General features: G+C 52.2%; 21 protein-coding genes. 9 read left to right on the forward strand and 12 right to left on the reverse strand.

What is annotated here, in order from left to right:
- Positions 1–85 precede the first annotated feature (85 nt).
- From LVQ79_RS15775 to ytfQ, 5 genes are all read right to left on the reverse strand, one after another.
- Positions 86–1,639 (reverse strand): methyl-accepting chemotaxis protein, encoded by a 1,554-nt coding sequence (locus LVQ79_RS15775; protein ID WP_232865664.1) that lies wholly within the window; start codon positions 1,637–1,639, stop codon positions 86–88.
- 79 nt (positions 1,640–1,718) lie between these two features.
- Entirely contained in the window at positions 1,719–2,720 is a 1,002-nt protein-coding gene (gene yjfF / locus LVQ79_RS15780; RefSeq protein WP_034492890.1) for a galactofuranose ABC transporter, permease protein YjfF, read from the reverse strand.
- The gene (gene ytfT / locus LVQ79_RS15785; protein WP_232865665.1) at positions 2,707–3,738 is read right to left on the reverse strand and encodes a galactofuranose ABC transporter, ATP-binding protein YtfT; all 1,032 of its coding nucleotides are present in this window, start codon (positions 3,736–3,738) and stop codon (positions 2,707–2,709) included. The genes yjfF and ytfT overlap by 14 nt, the downstream gene beginning before the upstream one ends.
- A 10-nt stretch (positions 3,739–3,748) precedes the next feature.
- The gene (gene ytfR / locus LVQ79_RS15790) at positions 3,749–5,251 is read right to left on the reverse strand and encodes a galactofuranose ABC transporter, ATP-binding protein YtfR (protein WP_232865666.1); all 1,503 of its coding nucleotides are present in this window, start codon (positions 5,249–5,251) and stop codon (positions 3,749–3,751) included.
- A 141-nt stretch (positions 5,252–5,392) separates the two neighbouring features.
- Positions 5,393–6,349, reverse strand: a complete 957-nt coding sequence (ytfQ, locus tag LVQ79_RS15795) for a galactofuranose ABC transporter, galactofuranose-binding protein YtfQ (protein ID WP_064515782.1) — start codon at positions 6,347–6,349, stop codon at positions 5,393–5,395.
- A 293-nt stretch (positions 6,350–6,642) separates the two neighbouring features.
- Here ytfQ and ppa point away from each other — a divergent pair, with 293 nt between their 5' ends.
- Positions 6,643–7,170, forward strand: coding sequence for an inorganic diphosphatase (gene ppa, locus LVQ79_RS15800; RefSeq protein ID WP_064515779.1), 528 nt, complete (start codon positions 6,643–6,645; stop codon positions 7,168–7,170).
- A gap of 108 nt (positions 7,171–7,278) precedes the next feature.
- On the opposite strand, the gene LVQ79_RS15805 is transcribed toward ppa, so the two are convergent.
- The 3 genes from LVQ79_RS15805 to tamA are packed head-to-tail and all read right to left on the reverse strand — an operon-like array spanning position 7,279 to position 13,132.
- Positions 7,279–7,623, reverse strand: coding sequence for a gamma-glutamylcyclotransferase family protein (locus tag LVQ79_RS15805; RefSeq protein ID WP_151994040.1), 345 nt, complete (start codon positions 7,621–7,623; stop codon positions 7,279–7,281).
- 2 nt (positions 7,624–7,625) lie between these two features.
- Positions 7,626–11,402 (reverse strand): autotransporter assembly complex protein TamB, encoded by a 3,777-nt coding sequence (tamB, locus tag LVQ79_RS15810; RefSeq protein WP_232865667.1) that lies wholly within the window; start codon positions 11,400–11,402, stop codon positions 7,626–7,628.
- Complete coding sequence (tamA, locus tag LVQ79_RS15815; RefSeq protein ID WP_232865668.1) at positions 11,399–13,132, reverse strand: autotransporter assembly complex protein TamA; 1,734 nt, start codon at positions 13,130–13,132, stop codon at positions 11,399–11,401. The genes tamB and tamA overlap by 4 nt, the downstream gene beginning before the upstream one ends.
- A 213-nt stretch (positions 13,133–13,345) precedes the next feature.
- On the opposite strand from tamA, the gene msrA reads away from it, so the two are divergent.
- The 5 genes from msrA to LVQ79_RS15840 all read left to right on the forward strand — a co-directional run bounded on the left by msrA (position 13,346) and on the right by LVQ79_RS15840 (position 19,966).
- Positions 13,346–13,984, forward strand: a complete 639-nt coding sequence (msrA, locus tag LVQ79_RS15820; RefSeq protein WP_232865669.1) for a peptide-methionine (S)-S-oxide reductase MsrA — start codon at positions 13,346–13,348, stop codon at positions 13,982–13,984.
- A gap of 94 nt (positions 13,985–14,078) precedes the next feature.
- Positions 14,079–16,046: a protease modulator HflK gene (hflK, locus tag LVQ79_RS15825; RefSeq protein WP_232865670.1), complete on the forward strand. Its 1,968-nt coding sequence runs from the start codon at positions 14,079–14,081 to the stop codon at positions 16,044–16,046.
- Positions 16,043–17,026 (forward strand): protease modulator HflC, encoded by a 984-nt coding sequence (hflC, locus tag LVQ79_RS15830; RefSeq protein ID WP_232865671.1) that lies wholly within the window; start codon positions 16,043–16,045, stop codon positions 17,024–17,026. Before hflK ends, hflC begins: the two co-directional genes overlap by 4 nt.
- Positions 17,019–18,071, forward strand: coding sequence for an SPFH domain-containing protein (locus LVQ79_RS15835; protein ID WP_232865672.1), 1,053 nt, complete (start codon positions 17,019–17,021; stop codon positions 18,069–18,071). Before hflC ends, LVQ79_RS15835 begins: the two co-directional genes overlap by 8 nt.
- Positions 18,068–19,966, forward strand: a complete 1,899-nt coding sequence (locus LVQ79_RS15840; RefSeq protein WP_232865673.1) for a heavy metal translocating P-type ATPase — start codon at positions 18,068–18,070, stop codon at positions 19,964–19,966. Before LVQ79_RS15835 ends, LVQ79_RS15840 begins: the two co-directional genes overlap by 4 nt.
- 81 nt (positions 19,967–20,047) lie before the next feature.
- On the opposite strand, the gene LVQ79_RS15845 is transcribed toward LVQ79_RS15840, so the two are convergent.
- Positions 20,048–20,383 (reverse strand): helix-turn-helix domain-containing transcriptional regulator, encoded by a 336-nt coding sequence (locus LVQ79_RS15845; protein ID WP_064561852.1) that lies wholly within the window; start codon positions 20,381–20,383, stop codon positions 20,048–20,050.
- Positions 20,384–20,387: 4 nt separating this feature from the next.
- Complete coding sequence (locus LVQ79_RS15850; protein ID WP_232865674.1) at positions 20,388–20,714, reverse strand: type II toxin-antitoxin system RelE/ParE family toxin; 327 nt, start codon at positions 20,712–20,714, stop codon at positions 20,388–20,390.
- Between the two features lie 250 nt (positions 20,715–20,964).
- On the opposite strand from LVQ79_RS15850, the gene paeA reads away from it, so the two are divergent.
- Complete coding sequence (gene paeA / locus LVQ79_RS15855) at positions 20,965–22,302, forward strand: polyamine export protein PaeA (RefSeq protein ID WP_151994055.1); 1,338 nt, start codon at positions 20,965–20,967, stop codon at positions 22,300–22,302.
- A gap of 62 nt (positions 22,303–22,364) precedes the next feature.
- Here paeA and LVQ79_RS15860 read toward each other — a convergent pair whose 3' ends face one another.
- Positions 22,365–22,571: a DUF1107 domain-containing protein gene (locus tag LVQ79_RS15860; protein ID WP_151994056.1), complete on the reverse strand. Its 207-nt coding sequence runs from the start codon at positions 22,569–22,571 to the stop codon at positions 22,365–22,367.
- Positions 22,572–22,910: 339 nt separating this feature from the next.
- Here LVQ79_RS15860 and LVQ79_RS15865 point away from each other — a divergent pair, with 339 nt between their 5' ends.
- Positions 22,911–23,468: a YtfJ family protein gene (locus LVQ79_RS15865; protein WP_151994057.1), complete on the forward strand. Its 558-nt coding sequence runs from the start codon at positions 22,911–22,913 to the stop codon at positions 23,466–23,468.
- 4 nt (positions 23,469–23,472) lie between these two features.
- Here the strand turns inward: LVQ79_RS15865 and cysQ are convergent, their stop codons facing one another.
- Positions 23,473–24,213 (reverse strand): 3'(2'),5'-bisphosphate nucleotidase CysQ, encoded by a 741-nt coding sequence (cysQ, locus tag LVQ79_RS15870; protein ID WP_232865675.1) that lies wholly within the window; start codon positions 24,211–24,213, stop codon positions 23,473–23,475.
- 188 nt (positions 24,214–24,401) lie between these two features.
- Here cysQ and LVQ79_RS15875 point away from each other — a divergent pair, with 188 nt between their 5' ends.
- The gene (locus LVQ79_RS15875; RefSeq protein ID WP_232865676.1) at positions 24,402–26,333 is read left to right on the forward strand and encodes a bifunctional 2',3'-cyclic-nucleotide 2'-phosphodiesterase/3'-nucleotidase; all 1,932 of its coding nucleotides are present in this window, start codon (positions 24,402–24,404) and stop codon (positions 26,331–26,333) included.
- The last annotated feature ends 43 nt before the right edge of the window (positions 26,334–26,376 follow it).

A 26,376-nucleotide genomic window follows, 5' to 3' on the forward strand; every position in this document is an offset into this window, starting at 1 on the left:
AACCCTCTCCCACGGGAGAGGGGATTGCCCGGTTTTCTCCCTCTCCTTGAAGGAGAGGGCCGGGGGTGAGGATGGCTTTAAAAAATCAACACCTGAACGTCGCCATTGCCGCCACCAAATGCTGCGACTGCTCTTCAAGCGATCGCGTAGCCGCTGTTGATTCCTGGACCAATGCCGCATTTTGCTGCGCTGCCTCATCCATCTGGCTCACCGCGATATTCACCTGCTCGATACCATAACTTTGCTCGTTCGAGGCGTTAGCGATTTCACTCACCAATCTGGTCATACGCATCACCTCTTCAGCGATTTCATCCATCGTTTCACCGGCTTGCTGCGCCAGTTCACGACCTTCGCCAACATGATTTTGCGAGTCCGAAATCAGCGTGCGGATCTCTTTTGCTGCATCAGCACTGCGGCTTGCCAGAGTACGAACTTCGCCCGCCACTACCGCAAACCCGCGCCCTTGTTCCCCAGCACGCGCCGCTTCTACAGAGGCGTTCAGCGCCAGGATATTGGTCTGGAAGGCGATGCCGTCGATAACGCTCAGGATGTCTGCAATACGGTCAGAACTACTGGAGATATCACGCATTTTCTCAATCACATAACACACCATTTCGCTGCCGCGATCGGCGGTATCAGAAACGTCTTTCGCCAGTTTATGCGCCTGCTCGGCGTTATCGGCGTTCTGTTTCACAGTTGCCGTGATTTGCTCCATGCTGGCGGCAGTTTGCTCAAGAGAAGTGGCGGTCGATTCAGTGCGCTGGGCAAGGTTCTGGTTGCCTGCGGCCAGTTCGCGACTGCCGGTATCAATTTGCGAGCTGGCATCGCGCACGCGGCTTACCGATTCCATCAAGGAATCTCGCATGATGGTAATTGCCGTCGCCAGGCGGCCAAATTCGTTATTGCCAGCTGGTGGCAACGTCTGGGTTAAATCACCTTTGGCGACAAACTCCAGTTGCTCAATCGACTGATTCAACGGCTTGAGCAGTAAATGGCGGAGCGCCAGCCATACCAGCACGATAATCCCGGCGGTGAGCAGTGCGGCAATAATAATTAGCGTAAGGACGATTTTCTTATGCAATTGCACCGCTTCAACTTCGCTGTTGCCGCGCGCCTCGCCCCACTGTTTGAAAATCTCGACATCGGTATCAAACTTTTGCGACAGCGGAATCAGCGTCTTTTCCAGCAGGTCGTAGTAATCGTCGGGGCTTTGTTTGGTGAGCGCTGCAAGCATCGGATTGATGCCTTTTGCGAGGTAGTCCGCATAACTCTGCGATAAGTTTTGAATCAGTCGATTGCCTTCTTCATCACTCACGCCGCTGTCGATAAACTCTTTGAGCTGCTGTTGAGCCGCCGCCACATCACTGGCAACGTAATCGGTAGATTTGGTAGCATCTTCCAGCAGGCCAATTTCCATCTGGCGAACCGCCTGCCCTGCACCGTTACGCGCACGTAGCAACGAAACATAGCCATCAGACAAGCGCACCATCTGCTCGCCCTGTAGGCGATTGATATTCTGGAGTGAGGTTGAGCTTTGTTGCAGAGCAAAAATGCCCATGCCGCTGACAAATAACAACAGGAAGGTCATGACTGCCAGCAATGTCAGCAGCCCCGTGCGAATAGACAAATTTCTCAACATGCTCTTTTCCCGGTGACAGAACGATAGAAACGATGGAGATGTTATCGACCGTCACCGGGTAAACATTAGGCAAAGCGGTTCAGCTTTGACCTGGCGTTACGTTAATACGCTTCACTGGCGAGCTTTGGCGGTTTTCCCACAGCACCGTCAGGCCGCGCTGTAGGGCAATGAAAATAAACAGCAAAATGCCGATGGCGATTTTTGTCCACCACGAACTGAGCGTGCCATCGAAGTTGATATAGGTCTGAATTAGCCCCTGGATAGCCACACCAAACAGCGTGCCGAGCACCGTTCCCACGCCACCGCTTAACAACGTGCCTCCGATAACCACGGAGGCAATCGCATCCAGCTCAACACCCATTCCAGCCAGCGCGTAACCCGCAGAGGTATAGAGTGAAAAGACGATTCCTGCCAAAGTCGCCAGCCCGGTAGAGAGCATATAAATACGAATCGTGGTGCTGCGCGTGGAAATCCCCATCAGGTTTGCCGAAGTCGCGTTGCCACCAATCGCGTAAACCTGGTTACCAAACCGGGTGCGGTGTGCAAGGAAAATGCCAATCACCACCACGGCCAGCATCAGCAGGCCCATGGCACTCAAACGCCCGCCGCCTGGAATGCGCCAGGCAAGGTTTGAAAGGGTGTCGTAAATCGGGTGATCAATCGGAATCGACTCTTCCGAAACCAGATAACTGACCCCACGCAGGAAGAACATCCCGGCAAGCGTGATAATAAAGGCTGGGATTTTCAGCGCATCGATAAGCAGCCCCATAAACGCACCGAACGCGCAGCCCATCAGCAGCACCAGCGGGAAGGCCACCAGCGGCGACAAACCCCAGAAGCCAATCGCTTTGGCAAGGAACACGCCGGTAAAGGCGATCACCGAACCGACAGAAAGATCGATACCGCCCGAGAGGATCACAAAGGTCATGCCGACGGCAATAATCCCCAGAAATGCGTTATCGGTCAGAATGTTGCAAATCACGCGCGTGGAAGCAAAACCTGGGAATTGCGTCAGGCAATACAGATACCCCAGCACAAACACCGCCAGGGTAATCATCAACGGCAAGTTACGTTTGATCATGGCGACGAAGTCCTTTGAGCAAAGCAATAAAACGTGGCGACTGAACAATCAGCACGCACATCACCACCACCGCTTTCACCACCTGGTTAAGCTCAGGCGGGAAACCAGAAAGCAGAATGCCGGTGTTCATGCCCTGAATAATCAGCGCACCAATCACCGAAAGCGCGATGTTAAAGCGCCCGCCCATCAACGAACCGCCACCGATGACTACCGCAAGAATAGCGTCCAGCTCAAGCCACAATCCGGCGTTGTTGGCATCAGCACCGCGAATATCGGCGGTGACGATAATCCCGGCGATAGCGGCGCACAGGCCACTCAACACGTAAGTCAGCATCACGACGAGGCGGGTATTTACCCCGGCATTTTTCGCCGCGCGAATGTTAATCCCAACCGATTCGATAAACAGTCCCAGCGCCGTTTTGCGGGTAAATAGCCAGAAGACAAGCAGCGTTGCCAGCACGATTATTACCGGCGTCGGGAAGAAGAACAGCGAGCCGCTGCCAAGGTAAGAAAGGTTCGGTGAGTCGAAAGTCACAATCTGACCGGCGGTGATAAGCTGAGCCACACCACGCCCGGCCACCATCAAAATCAGCGTGGCAACAAATGGTTGGATTTTCAGGATGGCCACCAGAATGCCATTCCACAGCCCCGCCAGAACACCAACGCCGAGGGATGCCAGAATAACCACCGTCAGGCTGTGCCCGTCGACAGTTAACGTCGCAGCCGTCGCACCAGCAATCGCCATCACCGCACCAACGGAAAGATCGATACCGCCGGTGGCGATCACCAGCGTCATGCCAATGGCAAGTAATGCGACCGGTGCCGCACGGTTAAGAATGTCTATCGGGCTGCCGAACAGCCGCCCATTTTGCACCACGATATCAAAGAAATGGTTAGCGACCAGGCTATCAACCAGTAGCACCAGCACCAGAGCAACTAACTGCGGAATACCCGGCGGCCAGCGAAAACTTCGCTTTGGCTTTTCGGCATCCGTTTGCGGCAATGAACGAGACATCACGTTTTACTCCTTATGCCGCAATGGCATTCATAATTGCCGATACGGAAAGCTCGTCGAGCGGGATCTGGGCCACTTGCTGCCTGTCACGCATGATGATCACGCGATCCGCATAGCCCACCAGTTCTTCGAGTTCAGAGGAGATAACCAATAGCGCCAGGCCATCAGCACACAGCGTTTCGATCAAACGGATAATTTCGGCGTGTGCGCCAACGTCGATCCCTCGAGTCGGTTCGTCGAGGATCAGGAACTGCGGTTTGGTCAACAGCCAGCGCGAGAGCAACACTTTTTGCTGGTTACCACCGGAGAGAAATTCGATCGGCTGATCCGGGCCGGGCGTACGAATACCCAACTGGCGAATAAACCGTTCCGCTATTTGATACTGTTCACGCTTAGGAATGGGGCGCAGCCAGCCGCGTTGGGCCTGTAACGCCAGAATGATATTTTCACGCACCGAAGCGGCGGCAATAATGCCGTCAGTTTTGCGATCTTCCGGGCAAAAACCAATCCCGAGAGACGAAGCTTTATGCGGCGATCGAAGTGATTGCGGCTTGCCTTTGATCCACGCGTTGCCCTGGTCTGCGGGTTTGATCCCAAAAATGACTTCGGCGGTTTCGGTGCGCCCGGATCCTAATAACCCCGCCAGACCAACGATCTCACCCGGACGGACCTCCAGATTGAACGGGTTGATCACCCCTTTCTTACCGAAATCTTTAAACGCGGCGACCGGTTTATCGCTCAGTAAAGTACGGCCCGCACGGTTGAGCGCATTGGTTTCCAGCTCGCGCCCCAGCATCATTTTCACCAGATCTATCTGCGGCAGATCTTTTGTATTTCGCGTGCCCACAAACGATCCGTTGCGCAGAACGGTAATACGATCGGTGACTTCATAAACTTGATCGAGGAAGTGAGTGACGAAGATCAAGCTGACGCCCTGGTCACGCAGCTGGCGCATCAGGGTGAACAGCATTTCAACTTCTTTGGTGTCGAGGCTGGCGGTCGGTTCATCGAGGATCAGCACTTTGGCCGACAGATCGATGGCCCGGCAAATGGCAACGATTTGCTGCATCGCGACGGAGTAGCGGTTAAGCGGCTCGGCGACATCCAGCGAGAATCCATAGGACTCCATCAGGAGGGTGGCGCGTTTTTCCATCTCTTTGCGTTGTATAAACCCAAAGCGACGCGGCTCGCGGCCGATAAACAGGTTATCCGCCACCGACATATTCGGCAGCAAATTCACTTCCTGGTAGACGGTGCCAATGCCAAGCTGTTGAGCATGAGCGGTGTTTCTCGGTGAGATCAATTCACCTTCGAGATAAATATTGCCGCTATCGCGCTGATAAACACCGGTTAGCGCTTTGATAAGCGTGGATTTCCCTGCTCCGTTTTCACCCAGTAACGCCATGATTTCACCCCGATTAAGGCTGAAGTCCACTTTGTCGAGCGCTTTGACGCCTGGGAAATGTTTGGTTAAGCCTTCCGTGCGCAGAATTTCCTGATTGTTGTTTGTGTTCATGAACGCACTCCTGCCAACGCACAACTGTAGGGTGAGATAAGCGCAGCGCCCTCGACCAGGCCCGTGCCTTAATGGCGGATGACGCTACGCTTATCCGCCCTACATAAAACAGCCCCTCCGTTTCGGGAGGGGCATAACTCATCAGTAGCCCATCGATTTCTTCTTCTCGAGCTCTTCTTTCGCGGTATCCGGGAGGTACAGCGTTGATTTGGTGATGGTCACTTTTTCCGGCATGGTGCCGTCTTTTTTGAATTTCTCGAGCGCATCGAACGCAGGGCCTGCCATGTTTGGCGTCAGCTCAACGCTTGCGTTCGCTTCGCCGTCGATCATTGCTTTATAGATATCCGGCACGCCGTCGATTGAACCGGTCAGAATGTCTTTGCCTGGTTTCAGGCCCGCTTCTTTGATGGCCTGAATCGCACCGATCACCATGTCATCGTTATGCGCGTAAACCATGCAGATGTTTTTGCCGTTGTTCTCGGCTTTGATGAAGCTCTCCATAACCTCTTTACCTTTACTGCGGGTAAAGTCGCCAGATTGAGAACGAATGATTTTCACGTTCGACGCTTTAGAAATGGCGTCCGCAAAACCTTTCTTACGATCGATTGCCACACTCGCGCCTACGGTGCCTTGTAGCTCAACCACGTTACATTGCTTACCATTCAACTCTTTAAGCAGCCATTCACCAATCAACTGGCCTTCCAGCACGTTGTTGGCGGTGACAACGGTCATATACAGCGATTTATCTTTCACATCGATATTACGGTCAAGCAGGAATACTGGGATTTTGGCCTCTTTTGCTTCTTGTAATACTGGCTCCCAACCCGTGGCGACGATTGGCGCAATGAAGATTGCGTCTACGCCCTGGGCGATAAATGAACGTACGGCTTTAATCTGGTTTTCTTGTTTTTGTTGGCCGTCTGCGATTTTCAGCGTAATGCCGCGTTTCTCGGCTTCACTCTTCGCAACCGATGTTTCTGCTGCTCGCCAGCCGGATTCAGAACCTACCTGCGAAAATCCGACCGTTAACGGAGCAGCTATCGCCATAGACGACATGGCTGCGGAGACTGCAGAGACCAAAAGTAAGCGCTTCCACATAGGGACATCCTCGTAGGGTTATTGTTGGTTAAAATCTGGGCGTCGAAAAAACTATAGACGACGTGTGGTGTAACAGAATGAGTTACATCACAATTCCAACAAGTCGCGCATATCCTTGTAACCGCTTACAAAAATTTATAAAGAATACGGCTATGTTTATGGATTTTCCCGTTGTCGGAAGGTTCTGGAAACGGCAGCAGGTGAGAAATGAAGGCAAAAAGAGGCGAAGACATTTAAATCGAGTTAGCTATAATACGCGGCACTTGAATGACACCAGTTTAAAGGAAAAAGACATGAGCTTACTCAACGTCCCTGCGGGTATTGATCTGCCAGAAGACATCTACGTTGTTATCGAAATCCCAGCAAACGCTGATCCTATCAAATATGAAGTTGATAAAGACACCGGCGCGCTGTTCGTTGACCGTTTCATGTCTACCGCAATGTTCTACCCGTGCAACTACGGTTACATCAACCACACCCTGTCTTTAGACGGTGACCCGGTTGACGTTCTGGTCCCAACTCCATACCCACTGCAACCAGGTTCTGTTATTCGTTGCCGTCCAGTTGGCGTGTTGAAAATGACTGACGAAGCTGGCGAAGATGCCAAGCTGGTTGCAGTTCCGCACACCAAACTGAGCAAAGAATACGATCACATTAAAGATGTGAACGACCTGCCAGAACTGCTGAAAGCGCAGATCTCCCACTTCTTCGAGCAGTACAAAGCCCTCGAGAAAGGCAAATGGGTTAAAGTTGAAGGCTGGGACAATGCAGCAGCAGCTAAAGCTGAAATCGTTGCTTCCTTCGAGCGCGCTAAGAAGTAATTCTTACCCTCGCTTAATGCTTGTGAAAACACCGCCATCTGGCGGTGTTTTTTTATGCGTATGCAAAAGTGAAACGGCCACTCAGATGAGTGGCCGTTTTGGAATGAACTACTCGCTATCTTTATCCAGCCAATCTCCGCTTTCGATGCGGGTTAACCCCTCCACCGAACGCTGGTACACATACATCCATGCGCTGCCGTAAGGAGTCTGAATTAGCTGACGTTTATACTCGCCACCTTTAGTGCGCAAAGCGTCAAGCTCAGAGAGTGTAGAAGCATCAATGCGATACACTTCACCCACCACAGACCCCTCACCCGGCACTACCCCCGGATAATGGCCAAGGCTGTATAAAGCGTAATTTTCAACATGATGATCCCCAAGCCACTGGGCGTTGGTCATCCAGTGGCTGTTACCTTGCTTGCGTCGTAAACTGCCGTAAACAAAAATTCGCATAGCTAAAACTCAAACTGATAAAGCAGATCAAGTGCCTGATCGATACCAGACACCGCTTCCAGATACAGCTTAGGCATCAGGCGATAACGCAGTGTTAGTGTCGCCAATGAGTCAAAAATACCCACTCCATATTTAACCTGGAGACCTGGCAGTACATAGCCACTGACCACCACTTGTGAGGAATCCCCCACCCCTGCGGTATCAAGCGCCAGATTGCTTACGCCAAACGTCTCGCCGATTTTACCCACAACCTGACCACTTTGTGCAACCCCCAAGCCAACAAGCATTGACGTCATGGCGTTACCATCGTCGCCAGAATTGTCTAAACCCTGCCCGCGAAGCAGGTAGGACAAGGCTTCTTGCTGTGACATGGCCGGATCAGAAAATATCTCAGCTTTCGGCTCATCTGCTGTTCCCGTGACACGAACACCGGCTATTACGTCGTTTTCCGTCGCTTCTGGGTTACGAATCGCTTCGATATTTAATAATGGCTGGTCTGGCGGGCCAGAGAATAACAGCTCGCCTTTACGTACGATCAAATCCTGTCCGTACGCATGGAAACGCCCTTCAGGAATATTGATCTGCCCGTTCAGGCCGAGACCCTGACGGTCTTGCACCATTTTTAAATCGCCACTCAGACGCGCTTTCAAACCAAACGCATCCAGGCGCACATTGTTACCAACATGAATAACCAGGTTACTGTTGATAGGAATGCTTGCCGTTTGCGGTTTAATCGGCTTCAGGTCTTTATCGAGCATCACTTCATCACTGGACACACCCACTGAGCTTTCCGGGACTTCATGCACCACAATTCGTGCCCACGGGATGTCTACACTCCCATCAAGCGTGAACAAGCTAGGAGTCGCGACAAACTCAACATCCGGTGACACGTCAAGGCGCACCATCGGCGGCACCGTAATACGCACCTTGTTGCCTTTCGCTGCCACGCGCGCGCGCCAGTTGTCTATTTGCGTCCAGTCAGCATCGCCACTCAGAGCAATATCACCCTGCTTCGTACGCACCGTTCCGGCAAGTGTCGAGTTCATGCCGTTAAAGTTCATCGCCAACTGACTTGGCTGCATATCAAACGGCATAAAGTTGCCGTCGATATCCACGCCGTTAACTTGCAACTGGCCGAAGACTTGCGGGCGCTCTAAATTCCCCGCCAGACGTAAGTTAGCGTTAATCTTTCCGGCGGCTTTTTCTCCGCGTGAGAACACCGAATTGGCGATAGCCAAATCAAAGTTACGCATATTCACATTCCCCGCCAGGTTGCGGCGGTTTTGTGGATCGCTAATTTGAACCTGACCATCGAACTGGCCGTTTTGAGCAACGCGAATCAACCAGCCTAGTTTGGCCTGGTTGTTTTTAAGTTCGGCATTGAGATTAAGCGTGTCGAACGCCACCAGCAGCGGGCTGTCGTTCACCATTTGCGTGACTTTCACGCCGTTACCCGTGAGCGTAACTGAACCTTGTGGCAAGCCTTCAGATTCCGCATCCCAGCTAACATCCGCACGGCCACTAAATGCTCCCACCGCTTGTGTATCAGCCGGCATAAACGGTTTGAGCATCGCTAAATCAAAGCGGTTCAGATTGACCAACGCACGGCCTTTTGCACCGGCATCAATTGGCTGTGGCACGCAAAGTTCAGCATTCGGGTTCGTCCAGCAATGCGCGCCAATATTGATTTTCTGCTCTTTGTTGCGGTAATCGAGTGCCAGAGCGCGGTTCAGCGACCAAGGACCAACCGGCGTTTCAAAGCGCGTATTGCTGAGATTGCCACGCCAGCGTTCTTCCGCACGGTCAAAGCTGCCGCTTAAATCAAGCTGCCCGGAAACCGGCTCGCCCTGAATGCGCAGTTTTAACTGGTGCTGTTTTTCGGAGCCTTTTGCGTCAAGCGTTACCAGGCTGAGATCGACACCTGGCTGGGAAATACGCTCAACCCGCAGATCCAGATTCCCGGCGATTTGATCGGTGGATTTCACATCTCCTTTCAACAAGACTCGCGCAATCGACAGCTCCTGCCAGCGGAGGTTATTTGCGGTAAGGTCTGCCAGCAGCTGCGGCGCTTTCACATCGCCACGCACTTTAATCGTGCCTTTCGCTGTGCCGCCAAGTCCCGGTAAAGCATTGTCGAGATTCGGTGCATCGATGGTGGCATCAAGCTCCAGATCTTTCGGCCCTAACTCCCCTTTAACATCAGCACTGTTACGCCCCAGTTCGATATGCAACCCAGGGGTTTTCCACTGCATGTAACTGTTGCCGTTGAGCTTTCCGGTAACGTTTAGTTTGTTATTTTTGACATTCCCGGCAAGTTTTAGCTCGGAGACATCTACCTGCCAACTGCCGCCATACAAACTGCCACTGGTTTTCACCAGGCCGTCGAGTTTCGCAGGCCAGTCCGGGAATTGCTTCGCCGTATTGATATCGTCGAGTTTCAGCTCGCCGCGCCAGCTAATAGCTTTGCTCCAGTCAAGCACCGCTTTCAAGTCAGTGTTGCCCTGCAACGCAGCAACTCGCAGCTTGTCGAGATTAAGCTGTTGCTCGTTGCCTGCCGCATCCAGAGTGATGGTGGCTGGCGGAATTTGCTCGCCTTTCACATCGCTACGGAACGACAATTTATAGTCGGTCATTTTACCGCTGAATTTCAGTTTCAGGTTGTCGGCCTGGTACTCTTTCTTCCCGGTAAATGGCCAGTAAAGTTGCTTACTGACCACTTCAAGATTGAGCGGCAAGCCTGCTTCAGCAAGCTGAGTTTGCGCAGTGAGTTCAAGATCAACCGGGCCTGAGAGATTCATGCCCACTTTCAGCACATCCCGCAGATCCCCACCAATCTTCATCTTCACCTTTTCGCCTTTGATTGGGTCGATATTCAGCGTGGTGTTTAAGGTTAAGTCGACCGGCCATTTATCGCGTAATTCCGCGCTACCAGTGGCGTTGACCAACCCTTGCGAGGAATCAACATCCAGCGCATCAAGCTTAAGAGAGCCGTCGATGCTGCTGACTTTTAGCAACAGGCTGCTGACCAACAGATCGGTGTCGCCCGTCAGGCGTAAGTTCGCCCCACGGAACTCCTGAATATTCAGGTTCAGCGGCAAATGCACATCGGTCATTTCCGGCAAAACCGGCTTTTCAAACAATTGTTTGAGCGTTTCGCCCAGCGGCAACTCTTCTGGCTGCGGGTTCTGGATCTTCGGCTCAACCACCTGTTCCTGCGCGACTTTTGCTACCTTCGGCAACGCAATCAGCAACCCTTCAAGATTGGTCGGCGTAACCGTCAGGTTGCGCTCCTGCCAGTTAAGACCAGAGGTAAACTCCATCACCGAAACCGTGGTGTTATCAATCTTGATATTGACGTTATTAAGCGCCACGCGACTTAGGGTAATCGGATACGGCGTGGTGAGATTGAGCGGGCCAGTGTCCTCTTCCTGAACTGGCGCTGCCGGAGGCATTTTTTTGCTATCGATAACGACATCAATGTCTTTAAGCGAGAGATTATTCACGCACAGGCTGCTATCACGCAGGCAACCCAGTTTCACCGCGAGATTAATTTCACCGGCATTCACATCAACGCCAGGTTGTTGGTAGCGCAAACCTTTGATTGTCAGATTGCGCCAGCCACCCGTGACGCTGGCGATATCCAGCCCCGGCACCCAGCGGTTAGCGGCGTTAAATAAGACATGCAAACCGGTAGTTGTTCCCACCAGGAAGCCCACCGCGCCAATCAGCAGCACCACAAAAACCAACACCGCGAGGCTTATTTTCTTCCAACGACTCATAGTTCAGGCCCCAAACCGATGTAAAACTGTAAACCATGCTCATCTTTATCAGCTACCGGGACCGCTAAATCGAGTTTGATTGGCCCAACCGGTGACTGCCAGCGCACGCCAAAGCCTGCACCCGTTTTATAGTTACTCTGTTTGATATCGTTAACCGCTTCGCCAGAATCGACGAACACCGCCCCCCACCATTTCCCGGTAACGTTGTATTGATACTCCAGCGATCCGGTAATCATTTTTGACGCACCGGTCAGTTCGCCTTTGTCATTTTCAGGAGAGATGGATTTGTAGGAGTAGCCGCGAATACTGCGGTCACCACCGGCAAAGAAGCGTAAGTCTGGCGGCACTTTGTCGAAGTTATTGGTTTCAATCCAACCCACATTGCCGCGCACCACAAAACGGTGCTTTTCCTGCAACGTTCGAATCCAGACTTGCTGCGCCTGGAATACCCCGAAATCGACGTCCGAGCCCCATGTCGTGTCTGAAATATCAATCGAATAGCGTTGGGAATCGCCCCAGGTTGGCATCAAACCACCGCGCGAACGGGTACGGTTAAGGCTCAAACCCGGATAAAGCAGCATCGTGGTGTTGGTTACGTCTGCCTGGGTAAAGTGATCGAGGCTCCAGCGCAGGTTAATGGCGTGCTGCCAACCGCTGGATAAATCCCAGTATCGTGAGACCGCGAGGGTGCTGGAGTCGGACTTGGTATCGTTCAGGTCGGTCGCTTTAAAGCCGCCCTGCACCAAATAATATTGTTCCAGCGGGTTTTTAAGCAGGGGCATTTTGTAGCTGAAATCAACGATCTGTTCTGGAGCGGAAAGGCTGATGCTGCTGGTCAGGCTGTGGCCGTATGAGTTCATCCACGGTTTTTTCCACGTCGCTTTTACGCGCGGCCCAACATCGGTGGAATAACCCACACCGGTTTCGATGGTGTTCTCAGTACGCGGTGAAACAACACCATGCAACGGTAATACTTTGGTTTCGCGAGACTTGTCGAATTCCGGCGCAACCACCACCGAATTAAACCAACCTGTCGCGGATAAACGGCGGTTTAGCTCCGCCAGATCTTTCGATTGGTAGTAATCGCCCTGTTTAAAAGGCACAAGATTTTGCAGGTACTCTTCGCGTATTTGTGAGCCTTCAAAAGTCACGGCCCCAAAACGATAACGCTCGCCGCTGTTGTAATCGATGTCCCAGAACGCCTGGCGGCGCTCAAGCGAAACGCCTAGCTGGCTTTTGAGGAATTCACTGTCGAAATAGCCCTTTCGCACCGCAATGTTGGAAAGATCTTTTTTGAAACTGTCGTAATCGTGATGATTGAGGATAGTGCCAGGCTTTGGGCGCTCACCGAGCAACGCGATGTAGTCTTTATCGTCACGCGCTCCGCCACGGAGAATTACGTCGGTGCCGCCAATCAGCACTGGCGGGCCGGGATCGACTTTGGCAATCAATACCTGGCGTCCTTTGGCTGGTGGTGGCCGCAGGTCGAAATCAATGGTTGGCTCATAATAGCCGAGCGCTTTCAATCCATTACGGATAGCGTCATCCACACGCGCACGGAAACGCCTGTCTGGCGTAACTTCATCACTCTGGATAGTTGAAAGCTGAGCGCGAACGTTTTTTTGCAGTTCACCGCTTAGCCCTTCTACCTGTAAACGCACGTTGGCAGCGCTGGCCCACGTGCTTACCAGGCATAGGCAAGCCGAGCAAATAGTACGGAATCGTGGCACGTTTTCTCCTGAATATCCTTGTTCCCACCCCTGGAAGGAAACGTCTTTGTTACAAAACCACAACAATTGGGGTTGAAAACTGCACAATAACCCAAATAATTCTTATATGTACTGTAGTCTCATACAGAGAAGTTATTGTCTGCAATAACACGCCTCGTTACAACCGCATGGCGGTTGTTGTTAAATTTAGCCAACATCGGGAGAGCATGACTGATGAAATTATTTGAGAAAACCCATCCCGTAACGCAGTCCGAAGCGTTGCCTGGTCGCAATACCCCGATGCCAATCGCCACTTTACATGCGGTAAACGAGCATTCCATGACAAATGTACCAGATGGGATGGAGATCGCTTATTTTGCAATGGGTTGTTTTTGGGGTGTCGAGAGAATGTTCTGGAGAATTCCAGGGGTTTACAGCACCGCCGCAGGTTATGCCGGGGGCTTTACGCCTAACCCAACCTATCGCGAAGTGTGTAGCGGAATGACCGGGCACACAGAAGCGGTGCGCGTGGTTTACGACCCACAAGTGGTGAGTTACGAACAATTATTGCAAGTGTTCTGGGAAAATCACGATCCAGCCCAGGGAATGCGCCAGGGTGGTGACGTTGGCACACAATATCGCTCCGCAATTTACCCATTAACGCCAGAACAGGATGCCGCCGCCCGCGCAAGTTTTGCACGCTTTCAGGAGGCGATGACGCTCTCCGGAGACGAGCGATACATCACGACTGAAATTGCCAACGCCGGTCCGTTCTATTATGCCGAGGACGACCACCAGCAGTATCTGCACAAAAATCCATACGGCTACTGTGGTATTGGTGGTATTGGCGTTTGTTTACCACCACAGAGTTAAAGCATTTGTACAATCGGTTACCCTCGTTTCGTTTACGGGTAAATGAGGGCTGTGATATGTTATATGGTAACATTTAAACTCCAATAATGACTCCATGCAGCCCTCCCAATTTTCTGAACCAACGGAACCTTCACCGTTAACTTCTCAGGCTCGTTACTCTTTAGCGTCATCGCAGGCGAAGCTGACTGCAAGATTAGTCTTCGGATTAAGCGCGCTAATTTTTTTGATGATTGTGGTGGCGCTGATTGTCAGCATTATCGAGTCATCTTCACGCTGGACGGCTTTATTAAGCAGCCAGGCCGCAGTGCTCACCTTGCTAGCTATCGCTATCTACAATGCACAGCGAATTTGCCAGTGGCGGGCAGAAAAGTTCTCACCAGCGCTTAAATCCGAAACGGCTCCTACTGAAACAGAACCTCCCCCGACAATTTATCAACGGCTTGGCGCACTCATTCCCATCAACTTTGAACGCATCAATGCGTTACTTAAGAGTGACGGTGTCTGGTTGGCCTCGATGGCGGGATTCGTGTTATTCGTCACCCAGGCAGGCTGGGGAACTAATTATGTCTCGCTGGATGATGGCAACCTGCGCTGGGTGGCGGTCGGGATTATTGCATTGGCGATGTTTGTCACACTGGTTGCGGAGCGCCATCTGGCAGCCACTTCAAACGAAGCCTGGCCAGAAGCCAAATTCATTGCGCCGATATTACGTGTAACTCTCGCGGTACAATTGCTCTCTTTGCCCGCACTGATATTCCCGACTACAAACCTCTCATTGTTGGTCAATCTGCCTGCGATCCTTGTGGTGTTGGTAGCAATTGAGTTTCTGCTGCGCGGCTTGTTCTCACTATTCACTCCACCGGGTGAAGAAGGCTGCGAACCCAAGTTCCTTGCTCAAAGCCAACTGGCAGCACAACTCGTCTGGCCGCCACGCCCGCTACTTTTTTTACAACGCGAGCTGCACCACCACTTTGGCATTGATTTACGCCAGCTTTGGGCATTCACGGTATTGCGTCGGGCGTTTTTACCTGTGCTGGCAGTCATGCTGTTTTGTGGCTGGCTGTTGACCGGGATGCAGCAAGTTTCCCCAACCCAACGCGGTATTTATGAACGCTTTGGCAAACCGGTTGCCGTGTTGCCATCGGGCCTGCATTACGGGCTGCCCTGGCCTTTTGGCCAGGTGATACTGGCGGAAAATGGCCAGGTGCATGAGTTAGCGGCCGGAGAAGAAGCCGATACACCTACGGAGCCGCTAGCGAATGCCGAAGGGAATGCACCGCAAAGCGCCGATCGCCTGTGGGATGCGATTCATAGCTTTGATAAAGCACAGATTATTGCCAGCCAGAGCGGTAACCAGCAAGGTCTGCAAATCATTAATAGCGATGTCCGTTTTATGTGGCGCGTTGGCTTAACCGATAACGCAGCACTGGCGGCAACCTATAACAGCGCGAATTTGCCAGAGTTGATTCGTAGCACTGCAAACCAGGTACTGGTGCATCAGTTTTCCTCGCTGACTCTTGAGCAGGTTTTAGGGGAACAGCGCATCGAATTAGCAAGCCAGATTAATCAGGCAGTGCAGCAAAAACTCGATGGCCTGCATAGCGGTGTGGAATTGCTCTCGACCGTCGTCGAAGCTATCCACCCTCCAGCAGGCGCTGCTGATGCCTTCCACGGTGTACAGGCCGCGCAAATTGCGGCTCAAGCGCTCGTGTCCCGGGAACGTGGGCATGCAGCAGAGCTGGCCGCCAGCGCACAAACTACGGCTACCGCACGCCAGAACCAGGCACAGATGAACGCCACCGATGTGACCAGTAAAGCGCAATCAACGGCTGTGCGTTTTGCCGCACAGAAACAAGCAGTGGCGAAATCCGGCCAGGTGTTTGTCGATGAATTATGGTTTAGCCAACTGCACCAGACTTTAGGCAAAAGCCCGTTGTTAATTATCGACCACCGTATTGGCGCGACCTCACAGCCCACTATCGACCTGCGCGAGTTTCCCTCGTTAAGCCAGGCAGCACGTAACGATGCACCTTCCAAACCGACACAGGAGTCTTCCCGTTGAGCCATTCACATCATCACGGTTGCAGTAGCGGTTGCCACCACAGCCACCATTCTGACGCTCCTGTAACTAAAGCCTGGAAGCGCATTGCTGGCGCAAGTGCACTGGTGCTCATTCTTGCCGCCGCCGCAAGCCTTGTGCAGGTTCGCTCTGGTGAGTCGCTGATTATTACTCGGTTCGGTAATCCGGTACGCGTACTGCTCAATCCAGGTCTTGCGTGGCGCCTGCCCGCACCTTTTGAAATGTCCACCGCCGTCGATCTGCGTCTGCGAACGACTTCGAGCGGCTTGCAGGATGTGGGCACGCGGGATGGGCTGCGCATCATTGTGCAGTCATATGCGGTCTGGCAGGTTGATAGTACCCCTGAGCATGTGCAGCGCTTTATGCGCGCGGTACAAAATCAGCCTGATGAAGCGGCACGGCAAATTCGTGCTTATCTCGGCTCGGCACTCGAAACCACCGCGAGCGGCTTTACGCTCTCTCAACTGGTCAATACGGACAGCAAACAAGTGCAGTTAAACCAGTTTGAATCGCATCTGCAGGCGCAAATCAGCCAGCCATTATTGGAAAGCTATGGTATTCGGTTGGTGCAGGTTGGAACCGAACGCCTGACCCTGCCCGCGGTGACGCTTAGCGCCACAGTCGACAGGATGCGTGCCGAGCGTGAAACCATTGCGACTGAACGCACTGCTGAAGGCAAACGCGCCGCGGCTGAAATTCGCTCGGCGGCAGAGCGTGATGCTCGCATTGTGGAGGCGACAGCACAGGTTCAGGCTGCAGATATCGAAGCACAGTCTCAGGCGCAAGCCGCCGAAATTTATGGCAAGGCTTATGCCAGTTCACCTCAGCTATACAGCCTGTTACGCCAGCTTGATGCGCTCAGCGGCGTGGTTAATTCCAGCACCCGTCTGGTGTTACGCACTGATGCCGCACCGTTCCGTCTGCTGGTAGAAGGGCCAAAGCTGGATACAACTCATGAGTGAGCATCACAAAAATAAACCTGCGGGCCCGTGGACACAGTCAATACGCCTCGCCTTTTACGCACTGTATGCACTGACACTGCTGGCAGCAGCGTCGTGGTTGTTTTCGAATATTCGCCAGATACCCGCAGACAGCCGCGCCGTGGTACTGCGCTTCGGTGCACAGCAGCGAATTGCCGAATCGGGTTTATTGCTCACCTGGCCGAAGCCGATTAACGATGTGGTGATGGTTCCGGCACCTGACCGCGTGATTGAACACCACGTTACGGCGCTATTACGCTCGAATGATGCGCTGCATGCAGATGCTCGTGGCGATAACAGCAGCGATGCACTGGCAGGTTCCGGCTATCTGCTTACTGGTGACTCGGGCGTGGTGCAACTGGATATCAGCGTGTTTTACCGTGTCGTCACGCCAATGGCGTATGTATTGCAGGGTGAACATGTGATTCCGGCTCTCGATCGACTGGTTGAGCGTGCTGCCGTTGCGGTATGTGCCTCGCGCGATCTGGATACTATTCTTGTCGCCCGCCCGGAAATGGTCAGCGGCGATTTAAATGTTGCCCAGCAACGCGAACGCCTGCGGGCTGATGTTCAGCACAACGTCGAGCAAAATTTGCAGCGCCTGGCACAATCAGGCAGTGACCTGGGGATTACGCTTGAGCGGGTTACTGTGCAATCCACTTTGCCGGAAACCACAGTCACCGCATTCAATGCGGTATTAACCGCCAGCCAGCAAGCGTCGCAGGCAATAGCCACCGCCAATACCGACGCCTCTTTAATTCGCCAGAAATCCACCCAGCTTGCCGATCAGACTCGCCAGACGGCTCAGGCGCAGGCCCGCGAACGAGTGGCGAAAGCTCAGTCCGACACGGCAATGGTGAATCGTCTGGCCAACAGCCCGCACGACCCCGACTTGTTAGCGCGAGTTTACCGCGAACGCATTGCGGCAATTCTGGCGCAAGCTGAATCCGTCATTACCGTCTCTCCAAAAGATGATGCGAATTTGATTCTGCAAGCTGCTGGGCAAAAGGAACCTTCGAAACCATGAGTACCCACACTGTTAACCCCGGTGGCGCGCTGAGCCATCAGGAACAACGGCAGATTACCCGCCAGTTGATACTGGCATTGATTGCCAGCGGCACATTAATTCTTGGTTTGCTATGGCGTGGTCTGGCACCCGATCAAGTTGCGGTAGCCGATATCTTACTGGGTGCTGCATCGCTGATGGTCGGCATTCCGGTATTGCGCCACGCCTTTTACAGCCTGCGTTACCCGAGCTTGCATGGCATTACCGATCAACTGGTTGCGCTAGCGCTAATTGGCTCGTGGGCGACCGGGGATTTACTTACTGCCGCATTGCTACCGCTAATTATGATCGTCGGCCATATCCTCGAAGAGCGCAGTATGATTGGTTCGCAAGAAGCGATTGAAGCGCTCAGCAAATTGACCCACAGCCGGGCGCGACGCTTTGATGCAGACGGCAATCTGCATGAAATTGACAACCATGAACTGGTGGCTGGTGACATCGTCGAAGTGCGCGCAGGCGACCGGTTACCTGCTGACGGGCGTGTACTGGAAGGGACGGCAAGCCTGGATACCGCACCGATCACGGGTGAATCAGTTCCACTGGAAGTGAAACCGGGCATGAATGTTTACGGTGGTGCAATCAATCTTGATGGGCGGCTGCGAATTGAAGTGACGCACATCGGCGAAACCTCAACACTCGGGCGAGTGGTGGCATTGATGCAAAGTGCCGAGCAAGCCAGCCCGCCGATTACCCGTCTGCTTGAACGTCACGCGGCGCGTTATCTGCTGCTGGTTTTATTGATTGCCGCCAGCACATGGTTTTTGACGCAAAACGACCAGGCCATGTTGGCGGTACTGGTCGCCGCCTGTCCTTGTGCGCTAGTGCTTTCCGCGCCTGCAACGTCTATTGCCGGGCTGACCGTTGCCGCACGTCACGGTATTTTGATTCGCGGCGCGGCCTTCCTTGAAGAGTTAGCCGAACTGAATGCGGTGATTATCGATAAAACCGGCACGCTCACACACGGCAAGCTGCAACTTCATGAACTGATTCCTGAAGCGGGAGAATCGCCGGAAGCTCTGTCTGCACTGGCGGCGAGCCTTGGTGCCACCAGTAACCACCCGGTCAGCCGGGCGCTGGTCAATATTGCCCCGCAAAACACATGGCCGCAGCTTGAAAATGTGCATGAACACCAGGGTTTGGGTATTTCTGCCACTACAGCAGCGGGCGAGGCTTATCTCGGCCGGCATGAGCTGTTAAAAACTCAGGTCGCTGATTTACCGGAAGAACCACCACATGACGGGCCGATAGTTGGGCTGGTACTAGGGGGGCGTTTCCGTGGCTGGATTTTACTGGCCGATAGCCTACGCGACGAAGCGGCCAGTGCAATGGCGGAGCTGCGTGATCTTGGGCTTAACCATCAACTATTACTGACCGGTGACCGCGAAGCCGTGGCACAACGCATCGCGAAGAACGTGGGGATTAACGACGTTATAGCCGGGGCATTACCCGCCGACAAACTCCACCAGGTCAGTGCGCAAATCGACAATGGCTTCAGGCCAATGGTAGTCGGCGATGGCATCAACGATTCCCTGGCAATTAAAGCGGGTGTGGTTGGCGTTGCGATGGGTGCAGGTGGCTCGGATATCGCCATGGCATCAGCGGATATTGTATTAATTGGTGGGGACTTACGCCGTCTTGGAACCTGCGTGCGTTTAAGCCGCCTGTGCCGTCGCACCTTACAGATGAACGTGCTGATTGGGCTGGGTTGGACGCTGGTGATTGTCGTCGCCGCCGCATTTGGCTGGCTGGGAGCCTCCGGTGCCGTAATTGCCGCCCTATTGCACAATCTGAGCACACTGCTGGTGCTGGGCAACGCCGGGCGATTGTTAAGGTTTGAAGAAAAACTGGGTGGGTGATGGAAATCTACTCAGTCCGCTAAAAAACAAAACGCCTGATAGGTTTATCGGGCGTTTATGCTTGAAAAGTGCCAACTCATCTTAGGAATGGCCGAAAGGGAAAAGACGAACCCCCGCGGCTCGTGACACAGCAACGAGTGTAGAAATTGTCGGATTTCCTGTTGGGGACAGTGAACGATACAAATTTACACGGGAAAGCCCAGATTTAGCGGCTATTTCACCTATACCACCCCGAGCTTCAACAATACGTCGCAAAGCAACAAGGAAAGCCGCCACACCACCCTCCTCGTTTATTTCTTCCAGTGCAGTTTGTAGGTAAATTTCCGCATAGTCAGGATTTTCACGGATGATGTCGATAACGGCACTGTCATGGTCAGCTGCCTTTATAACAGCCCCTTTATTGGTTTTAGTCGTCATACAGCTACCTCGTTTTATAATCCTGTAAATATTTTACTGCTAAATTGAGATCTGTTTTTTGGGTGCTCTTATCGCCCCCCACTAACAACAGAATGATTTCATTCTTTTCGAGAGCGTAATACACGCGATAGCCTGGCCCGTAATCCACCCGGAGTTCCCACACACCATCCCGTTCAAACTTATGGTCACCAAAATTTCCTGCACTTGCGCGGTCTATACGAGCATCAATCCTTGCGACGGCACGTAAGTCTTTTTTGATGAGCTTATTTATCCAGTCGGAGTAAGGGACGTGACCCGTTTTGTCGACATATCGCTTCGTTGTGTAAGCCATTCATTCAATCCTTTGAATTTCTTAACTGTAGAAAGTGTACCTTATAAGATACAAAAGGAAAATTGATGGAATAAACTAAATAACCCAATAAAAGCAGCCCAAATTTTGCCCTCTGGCAGCCCCATGCACCCTTACGCTATACTACCCGTTGAAATTGCTGGCCCAACCTCCACGGACTGGCAGTCAAAATGTACTAACCCTTAGATTTTCAACTTTCCTTCCGAGGCTCTGGCTCTAAGCCGGATAAACTATGTTAAACAGTATTTTATTAATACTTCTTCTTATTTCCGTCAGTGCATTCTTCTCAATTTCGGAGATCTCACTGGCTGCTTCCCGCAAGATAAAACTCAAGCTGCTGGCTGATGATGGCAACCTTAACGCGCAACGCGTACTGAAAATGCAGGAAAGTCCTGGCATGTTCTTTACCGTAGTGCAGATTGGCCTGAACGCGGTTGCGATTCTCGGCGGTATCGTCGGCGATGCGGCATTTTCCCCGGCATTTAAAGTGCTTCTGGAGCGCTTCTTCTCGCCAGAAATGGCTGACCAACTGAGCTTTATCATCTCCTTTACCCTGGTCACCAGCTTGTTCATTCTGTTTGCAGACCTCACCCCGAAACGCATCGGTATGATTTCGCCTGAATCTGTTGCTTTGCGAATCATCAACCCGATGCGCTTCTGTCTGTTTATCTTCCGCCCGCTGGTATGGTTCTTTAACGGCCTGGCAAACGTTATTTTCCGCATTTTCAAATTGCCGATGGTGCGTAATGACGACATCACCTCTGACGATGTTTACGCCGTGTTTGAAGCCGGTGCGCTGGCTGGCGTGTTGCGTAAGCAAGAACATGAGCTGATTGAAAACGTGTTTGAGCTCGAATCACGTACGGTGCCCTCGTCAATGACCTCACGCGAAAACGTCATCTGGTTTGATTTGCATGAAGATGAGCAAAGCCTGAAGAATAAAATTGCCGAGCACCCGCACTCCAAGTTCCTGGTGTGTAATGGTGATATCGACCATATCGTTGGCTACGTTGATTCCAAAGAACTGCTGAACCGCGTACTGGGCAACCAGAGCATGGCGCTTAACAGCGGTGTGCATCTACGTAATACGTTGATTGTGCCGGATACGTTAACGCTCTCCGAAGCGCTGGAAAGCTTCAAAACTGCCGGTGAAGACTTCGCGGTTATCATGAACGAATATGCGCTGGTGGTAGGCATTATCACGCTGAACGACGTAATGACGACGCTGATGGGTGACCTGGTCGGCCAGGGTATGGAAGAACAAATCGTTGCCCGTGACGAGAACTCATGGCTGGTTGAAGGCGGTACGCCGATTGACGACGTGATGCGCGTGCTGGATATCGACGAGTTCCCGCAGAATGGCAATTACGAAACCATCGGCGGCTTTATGATGTTTATGCTGCGAAAAATCCCGAAACGCACCGACTCGGTGAAGTTCTCCGGGTATAAGTTCGAGGTAGTGGATATCGATAACTACCGCATCGACCAATTGCTGGTGACGCGTATCGACAATAAGCCGACACCGTTGACGCCAAAACTGCCTGATGCTGAAGATCAGAACGCAGCGTAATTCCCAAAACTCAGAAACACTAACGGCACCCTTGGGTGCCGTTTTTGGTACTTCTTTTGGCCTTACGCCAATTCCGCCTGCATATGTTTTACCTGGCGGTTTACTTCAGACATAACAGATAGATGCTGCTTATCTTTCACTTTTGGGATAAGAATCTTGCCCTTATCAAATTCAAAAGCGCCAACGTCCTTGATGTACAACCGTCCACGGAACAGGATTTTCACGTACTTCGCCACCTGAAGCGGGTTGTACCGTTGGAAAATTTTCATTCTTCTTCTCTCCTGCAGTGTTAACACCCCTGCGGTTCCACATTTGGTCCGACAAAACGAGGCGAAAAATTTGGTGCCTGGAAACTATAGTCCATATACAAACCGACACCTAGTTTGCACAATCTTATTTACCGTATGATTACAATTTCTCAGAATATTCTTTGTAATTGTAAACAAAACTCAGTCTAAGCCTTCAAAAAACAGGGATATGTGCGGTCGCCCGCAAACTGGCATTGTTGTTGCGGGACAGATGGCTATTCAGCACATATGCTTAAAACGTCACGACGAAGTGGTCGGATCACCTGCAAACTTTTCACAAATAATAAGATAGGAGTTCTCATGTCCCTACGTAAAACCCTTGCGCTTGCCCTGCTGCTACTGCCACTTGCGGCATCGGCACATAACTTTGAGAAAAATCAGCGAGTCTCGCCTATTGGTATTACGGATAAAGGCGAGTTGATGCTCGACAATGATAAGTTTAGCTATAAAAACTGGAATAGCGCGCAGCTAGTGGGAAAAGTGCGAGTGCTGCAGCATATTGCTGGCCGCACGAGCGCAAAAGAGAAGAACGCCGGGCTGATTGAAGCGATTAAGGCAGCCAAACTCCCGCATGACCGCTACCAGACAACGACTATCGTGAACACGGATGACGCGATTATGGGTACCGGAATGTTTGTGCGCAGCAGCCTTGAGAGCAATAAAAAGCAGTATCCGTGGTCGCAATTTATTGTCGATAGCAACGGCGTGGCGAAGAGTGCCTGGCAGTTGGAAGAAGCCAGTTCAGCGATTGTGGTGCTGGATAAACAAGGCCGCGTGCAGTTTGCTAAAGATGGCCCACTCACACAGGAAGAAGTGCAGCAGGTCATGAGCCTGCTGCGCGAACTGTTGAGTAAATAGTTGTTTAGTAAATAGAAACGCGGAAACCTGGGTTTAAGAATGACTCGCGTGGGGTGTAGTCGAGTGGCTTACCCTGCCAGTCATGAACGTGAGCACCGGCCGCGGCCGCCACAGCATGGCCTGCTGCCGTGTCCCAAATGTTAGTTGGCCCGAAGCGTGGATAGAGCTGTGCCTGCCCCTCCGCCACCAGGCAAAACTTCAGCGATGAGCCGATAGACGTGGTCTGGTGTTCGCCCAACTGGTGAAGATACTCTTTGAGTTCATCATCGCCATGTGAACGGCTTATCACCACCAGAGGTGGGCGAGCATCACGCACGTGGATTTGGTTACGCACACCGTTTTCTTCTTTCCAGGCTTTGCCTTCTGCTGCGCTGTACATCACGTTCAGCACTGGCGCATACACTACGCCCAGCACCGCTTTGCCTTTTTCGATAAGCGCGATGTTGACCGTGAATTCCCCGTTACGCTTCAGAAACTCTTTGGTGCCGTCCAGCGGGTCCACCAGCCAGTAACGATCCCAGCTCTGACGGGTTTCCCAGGTCTGCGGATCTTCTTCTGAGAGTACCGGAATCTCCGGCGTCAGTGTTTGCAGCCCTTGCAGGATAATGGTGTGAGCTGCGATATCCGCCGCAGTTACGGGTGAATCATCGGATTTTTGGGTCGCCTCTAGCGGCTTTTGCCCGTCATACACCTGCATGATGGCAGCTCCAGCCTCCCGAGCCAGTTGGCAAATTTTATCTAGCATTCTCCACCTCATGTTGTGTCGTGCGATTAACCTGTTGTTTTACTTATATCTCATCACGCCTGGTTGCGCTATCTGTGAACCCATTCCGGTTTACTACGCCCTTTTTCTGGCACACTTCACAAATCTGTAAGCAACAACGTTTATATACATAGCCTTTTGCGGCCTATCTCTAAAAAGGACCTTTTATCATGATCAAGTTTAGCGCAACGATGCTGGCCATGCTGGTTGCTACCGGCGCTCATGCGGCAACCGTTGACCTCCGTATCCTTGAAACCAGCGATCTCCATAGCAATATGATGGATTTCGATTACTACAAAGATACCTCCACGGAAAAATTTGGACTGGTGCGTACGGCAAGTTTAATCAACGCCGCGCGCGGTGAAACGGTAAACAGCGTACTGGTCGATAACGGAGACCTGATTCAGGGCAGCCCGCTGGGCGATTACATGGCGGCAAAAGGCCTCAAAAAAGGCGATATCCACCCGGTTTATAAGGCGCTCAATACGTTGGATTACGCCGTGGGCAACCTGGGCAACCACGAATTTAACTACGGCCTCGATTACCTGCATATGGCGCTATCGGGGGCCAAATTCCCGTATGTGAATGCCAACATTATTGATGCCAAAACCAATAAGCCACTGTTCACACCTTACGTGATTAAAGAAACCGTGGTGAAAGACAAAGACGGCAAAGAGCAGACGCTGCGCATCGGTTATATCGGTTTTGTACCACCACAAATCATGACGTGGGATAAAACTAATCTGGAAGGCAAAGTGACGGTGCAGGATATTACCGAAACGGCCCGCCATTATGTGCCTGAAATGCGCAAACAAGGGGCGGATTTAGTGGTGGTTATCGCCCACTCCGGCCTGTCGAGCGACCCATATCATGCGATGGCTGAGAACTCGGTTTATTACCTCAGCGAAGTGCCAGGCGTGGATGCCATTCTGTTTGGCCACGCGCACGCCGTATTCCCAGGCAAAGACTTTGCCAATATCAAAGGTGTTGACCTCGAAAAAGGGACGCTTAACGGTATTCCGGCGGTGATGCCTGGCATGTGGGGCGACCATCTTGGCGTGGTTGATTTAGTGCTGAACAACGATAGTGGCGCATGGAAAGTTACCAGCAGCAAAGCGCAAGCGCGCCCAATTTATGACAGCGTGGCGAAGAAAGCCCTGGTGCCGGAAGATGCCAAACTGGTGGAAGTGATGAAGCACGATCACGACGCCACGCGCGAGTTTGTCAGCAAGCCAATCGGCAAATCTTCCGACAATATGTACAGCTACCTGGCGCTGGTGCAGGACGACCCAACGGTGCAGGTGGTGAATAACGCCCAACTCGCCTACGTTGAAAAATACATTCAGGGCGATCCGGACCTGGCGAACCTGCCGGTACTTTCCGCTGCCGCACCGTTTAAAGTTGGTGGGCGTAAGAATGACCCGGCCAGTTTTGTCGAAGTGGAAAAAGGCCAGTTAACCTTCCGTAACGCCGCAGATTTGTATCTCTACCCGAACACATTGGTGGTAGTGAAAGCCACGGGCAAAGAGGTCAAGGAATGGCTGGAATGTTCCGCCGGGCAGTTTAACCAGATTGATGTGAACAGCACGAAACCGCAGTCACTGATCAACTGGGACGGTTTCCGCACCTATAACTTTGATGTTATCGACGGCGTGGATTACCAGATTGATGTGTCACAACCTGCGCGTTACGACGGCGAATGCCAGATGGTGAACCCGAAAGCTGAGCGTATCAAAGGGCTGACGTTCAAAGGTAAGCCAATCGACCCGAACGCGACTTTCCTGGTGGCAACCAATAACTATCGCGCTTACGGCGGCAAGTTTGCCGGAACAGGCGACAGCCATATCGCTTTCGCGTCACCAGATGAAAACCGCTCGGTGCTGGCGAACTGGATTACGGCAAGCAAAGAGATCCACCCAGCTGCTGATAACAACTGGCGTCTCGCGCCAATCCACAGCAATCAGAAATTAGATATTCGCTTTGAAACCTCTCCGGGTGACAAAGCGGCGACCTTTATCAAAGAGAAAGGCCAGTATCCGATGAAGAATGTGGGTAATGACGAGATTGGGTTTGCGATTTATCAGCTGGATTTAAGTAAGTAACAGTTAGATAACCAATAGATTTCGAGTGGCAGGAAGGCGGCAA

Source organism: Buttiauxella cochleicola (assembly GCF_021282405.1).
Taxonomy (GTDB): domain Bacteria; phylum Pseudomonadota; class Gammaproteobacteria; order Enterobacterales; family Enterobacteriaceae; genus Buttiauxella; species Buttiauxella massiliensis.

Coding starts and splice junctions, on each gene's coding strand:
- LVQ79_RS15835 (WP_232865672.1), top strand. CDS start 17,019: ATGAGTGAGCATCACAAAAATAAACCTGCGGGCCCGTGGACACAGTCA.
- yjfF (WP_034492890.1), bottom strand. CDS start 2,720: ATGATCAAACGTAACTTGCCGTTGATGATTACCCTGGCGGTGTTTGTG.
- LVQ79_RS15875 (WP_232865676.1), top strand. CDS start 24,402: ATGATCAAGTTTAGCGCAACGATGCTGGCCATGCTGGTTGCTACCGGC.
- hflK (WP_232865670.1), top strand. CDS start 14,079: ATGCAGCCCTCCCAATTTTCTGAACCAACGGAACCTTCACCGTTAACT.
- LVQ79_RS15805 (WP_151994040.1), bottom strand. CDS start 7,623: ATGCGAATTTTTGTTTACGGCAGTTTACGACGCAAGCAAGGTAACAGC.
- LVQ79_RS15860 (WP_151994056.1), bottom strand. CDS start 22,571: ATGAAAATTTTCCAACGGTACAACCCGCTTCAGGTGGCGAAGTACGTG.
- ytfQ (WP_064515782.1), bottom strand. CDS start 6,349: ATGTGGAAGCGCTTACTTTTGGTCTCTGCAGTCTCCGCAGCCATGTCG.
- LVQ79_RS15865 (WP_151994057.1), top strand. CDS start 22,911: ATGTCCCTACGTAAAACCCTTGCGCTTGCCCTGCTGCTACTGCCACTT.
- LVQ79_RS15840 (WP_232865673.1), top strand. CDS start 18,068: ATGAGTACCCACACTGTTAACCCCGGTGGCGCGCTGAGCCATCAGGAA.
- LVQ79_RS15850 (WP_232865674.1), bottom strand. CDS start 20,714: ATGGCTTACACAACGAAGCGATATGTCGACAAAACGGGTCACGTCCCT.
- tamB (WP_232865667.1), bottom strand. CDS start 11,402: ATGAGTCGTTGGAAGAAAATAAGCCTCGCGGTGTTGGTTTTTGTGGTG.
- LVQ79_RS15845 (WP_064561852.1), bottom strand. CDS start 20,383: ATGACGACTAAAACCAATAAAGGGGCTGTTATAAAGGCAGCTGACCAT.
- paeA (WP_151994055.1), top strand. CDS start 20,965: ATGTTAAACAGTATTTTATTAATACTTCTTCTTATTTCCGTCAGTGCA.
- msrA (WP_232865669.1), top strand. CDS start 13,346: ATGAAATTATTTGAGAAAACCCATCCCGTAACGCAGTCCGAAGCGTTG.
- LVQ79_RS15775 (WP_232865664.1), bottom strand. CDS start 1,639: ATGTTGAGAAATTTGTCTATTCGCACGGGGCTGCTGACATTGCTGGCA.
- ppa (WP_064515779.1), top strand. CDS start 6,643: ATGAGCTTACTCAACGTCCCTGCGGGTATTGATCTGCCAGAAGACATC.
- ytfR (WP_232865666.1), bottom strand. CDS start 5,251: ATGAACACAAACAACAATCAGGAAATTCTGCGCACGGAAGGCTTAACC.
- cysQ (WP_232865675.1), bottom strand. CDS start 24,213: ATGCTAGATAAAATTTGCCAACTGGCTCGGGAGGCTGGAGCTGCCATC.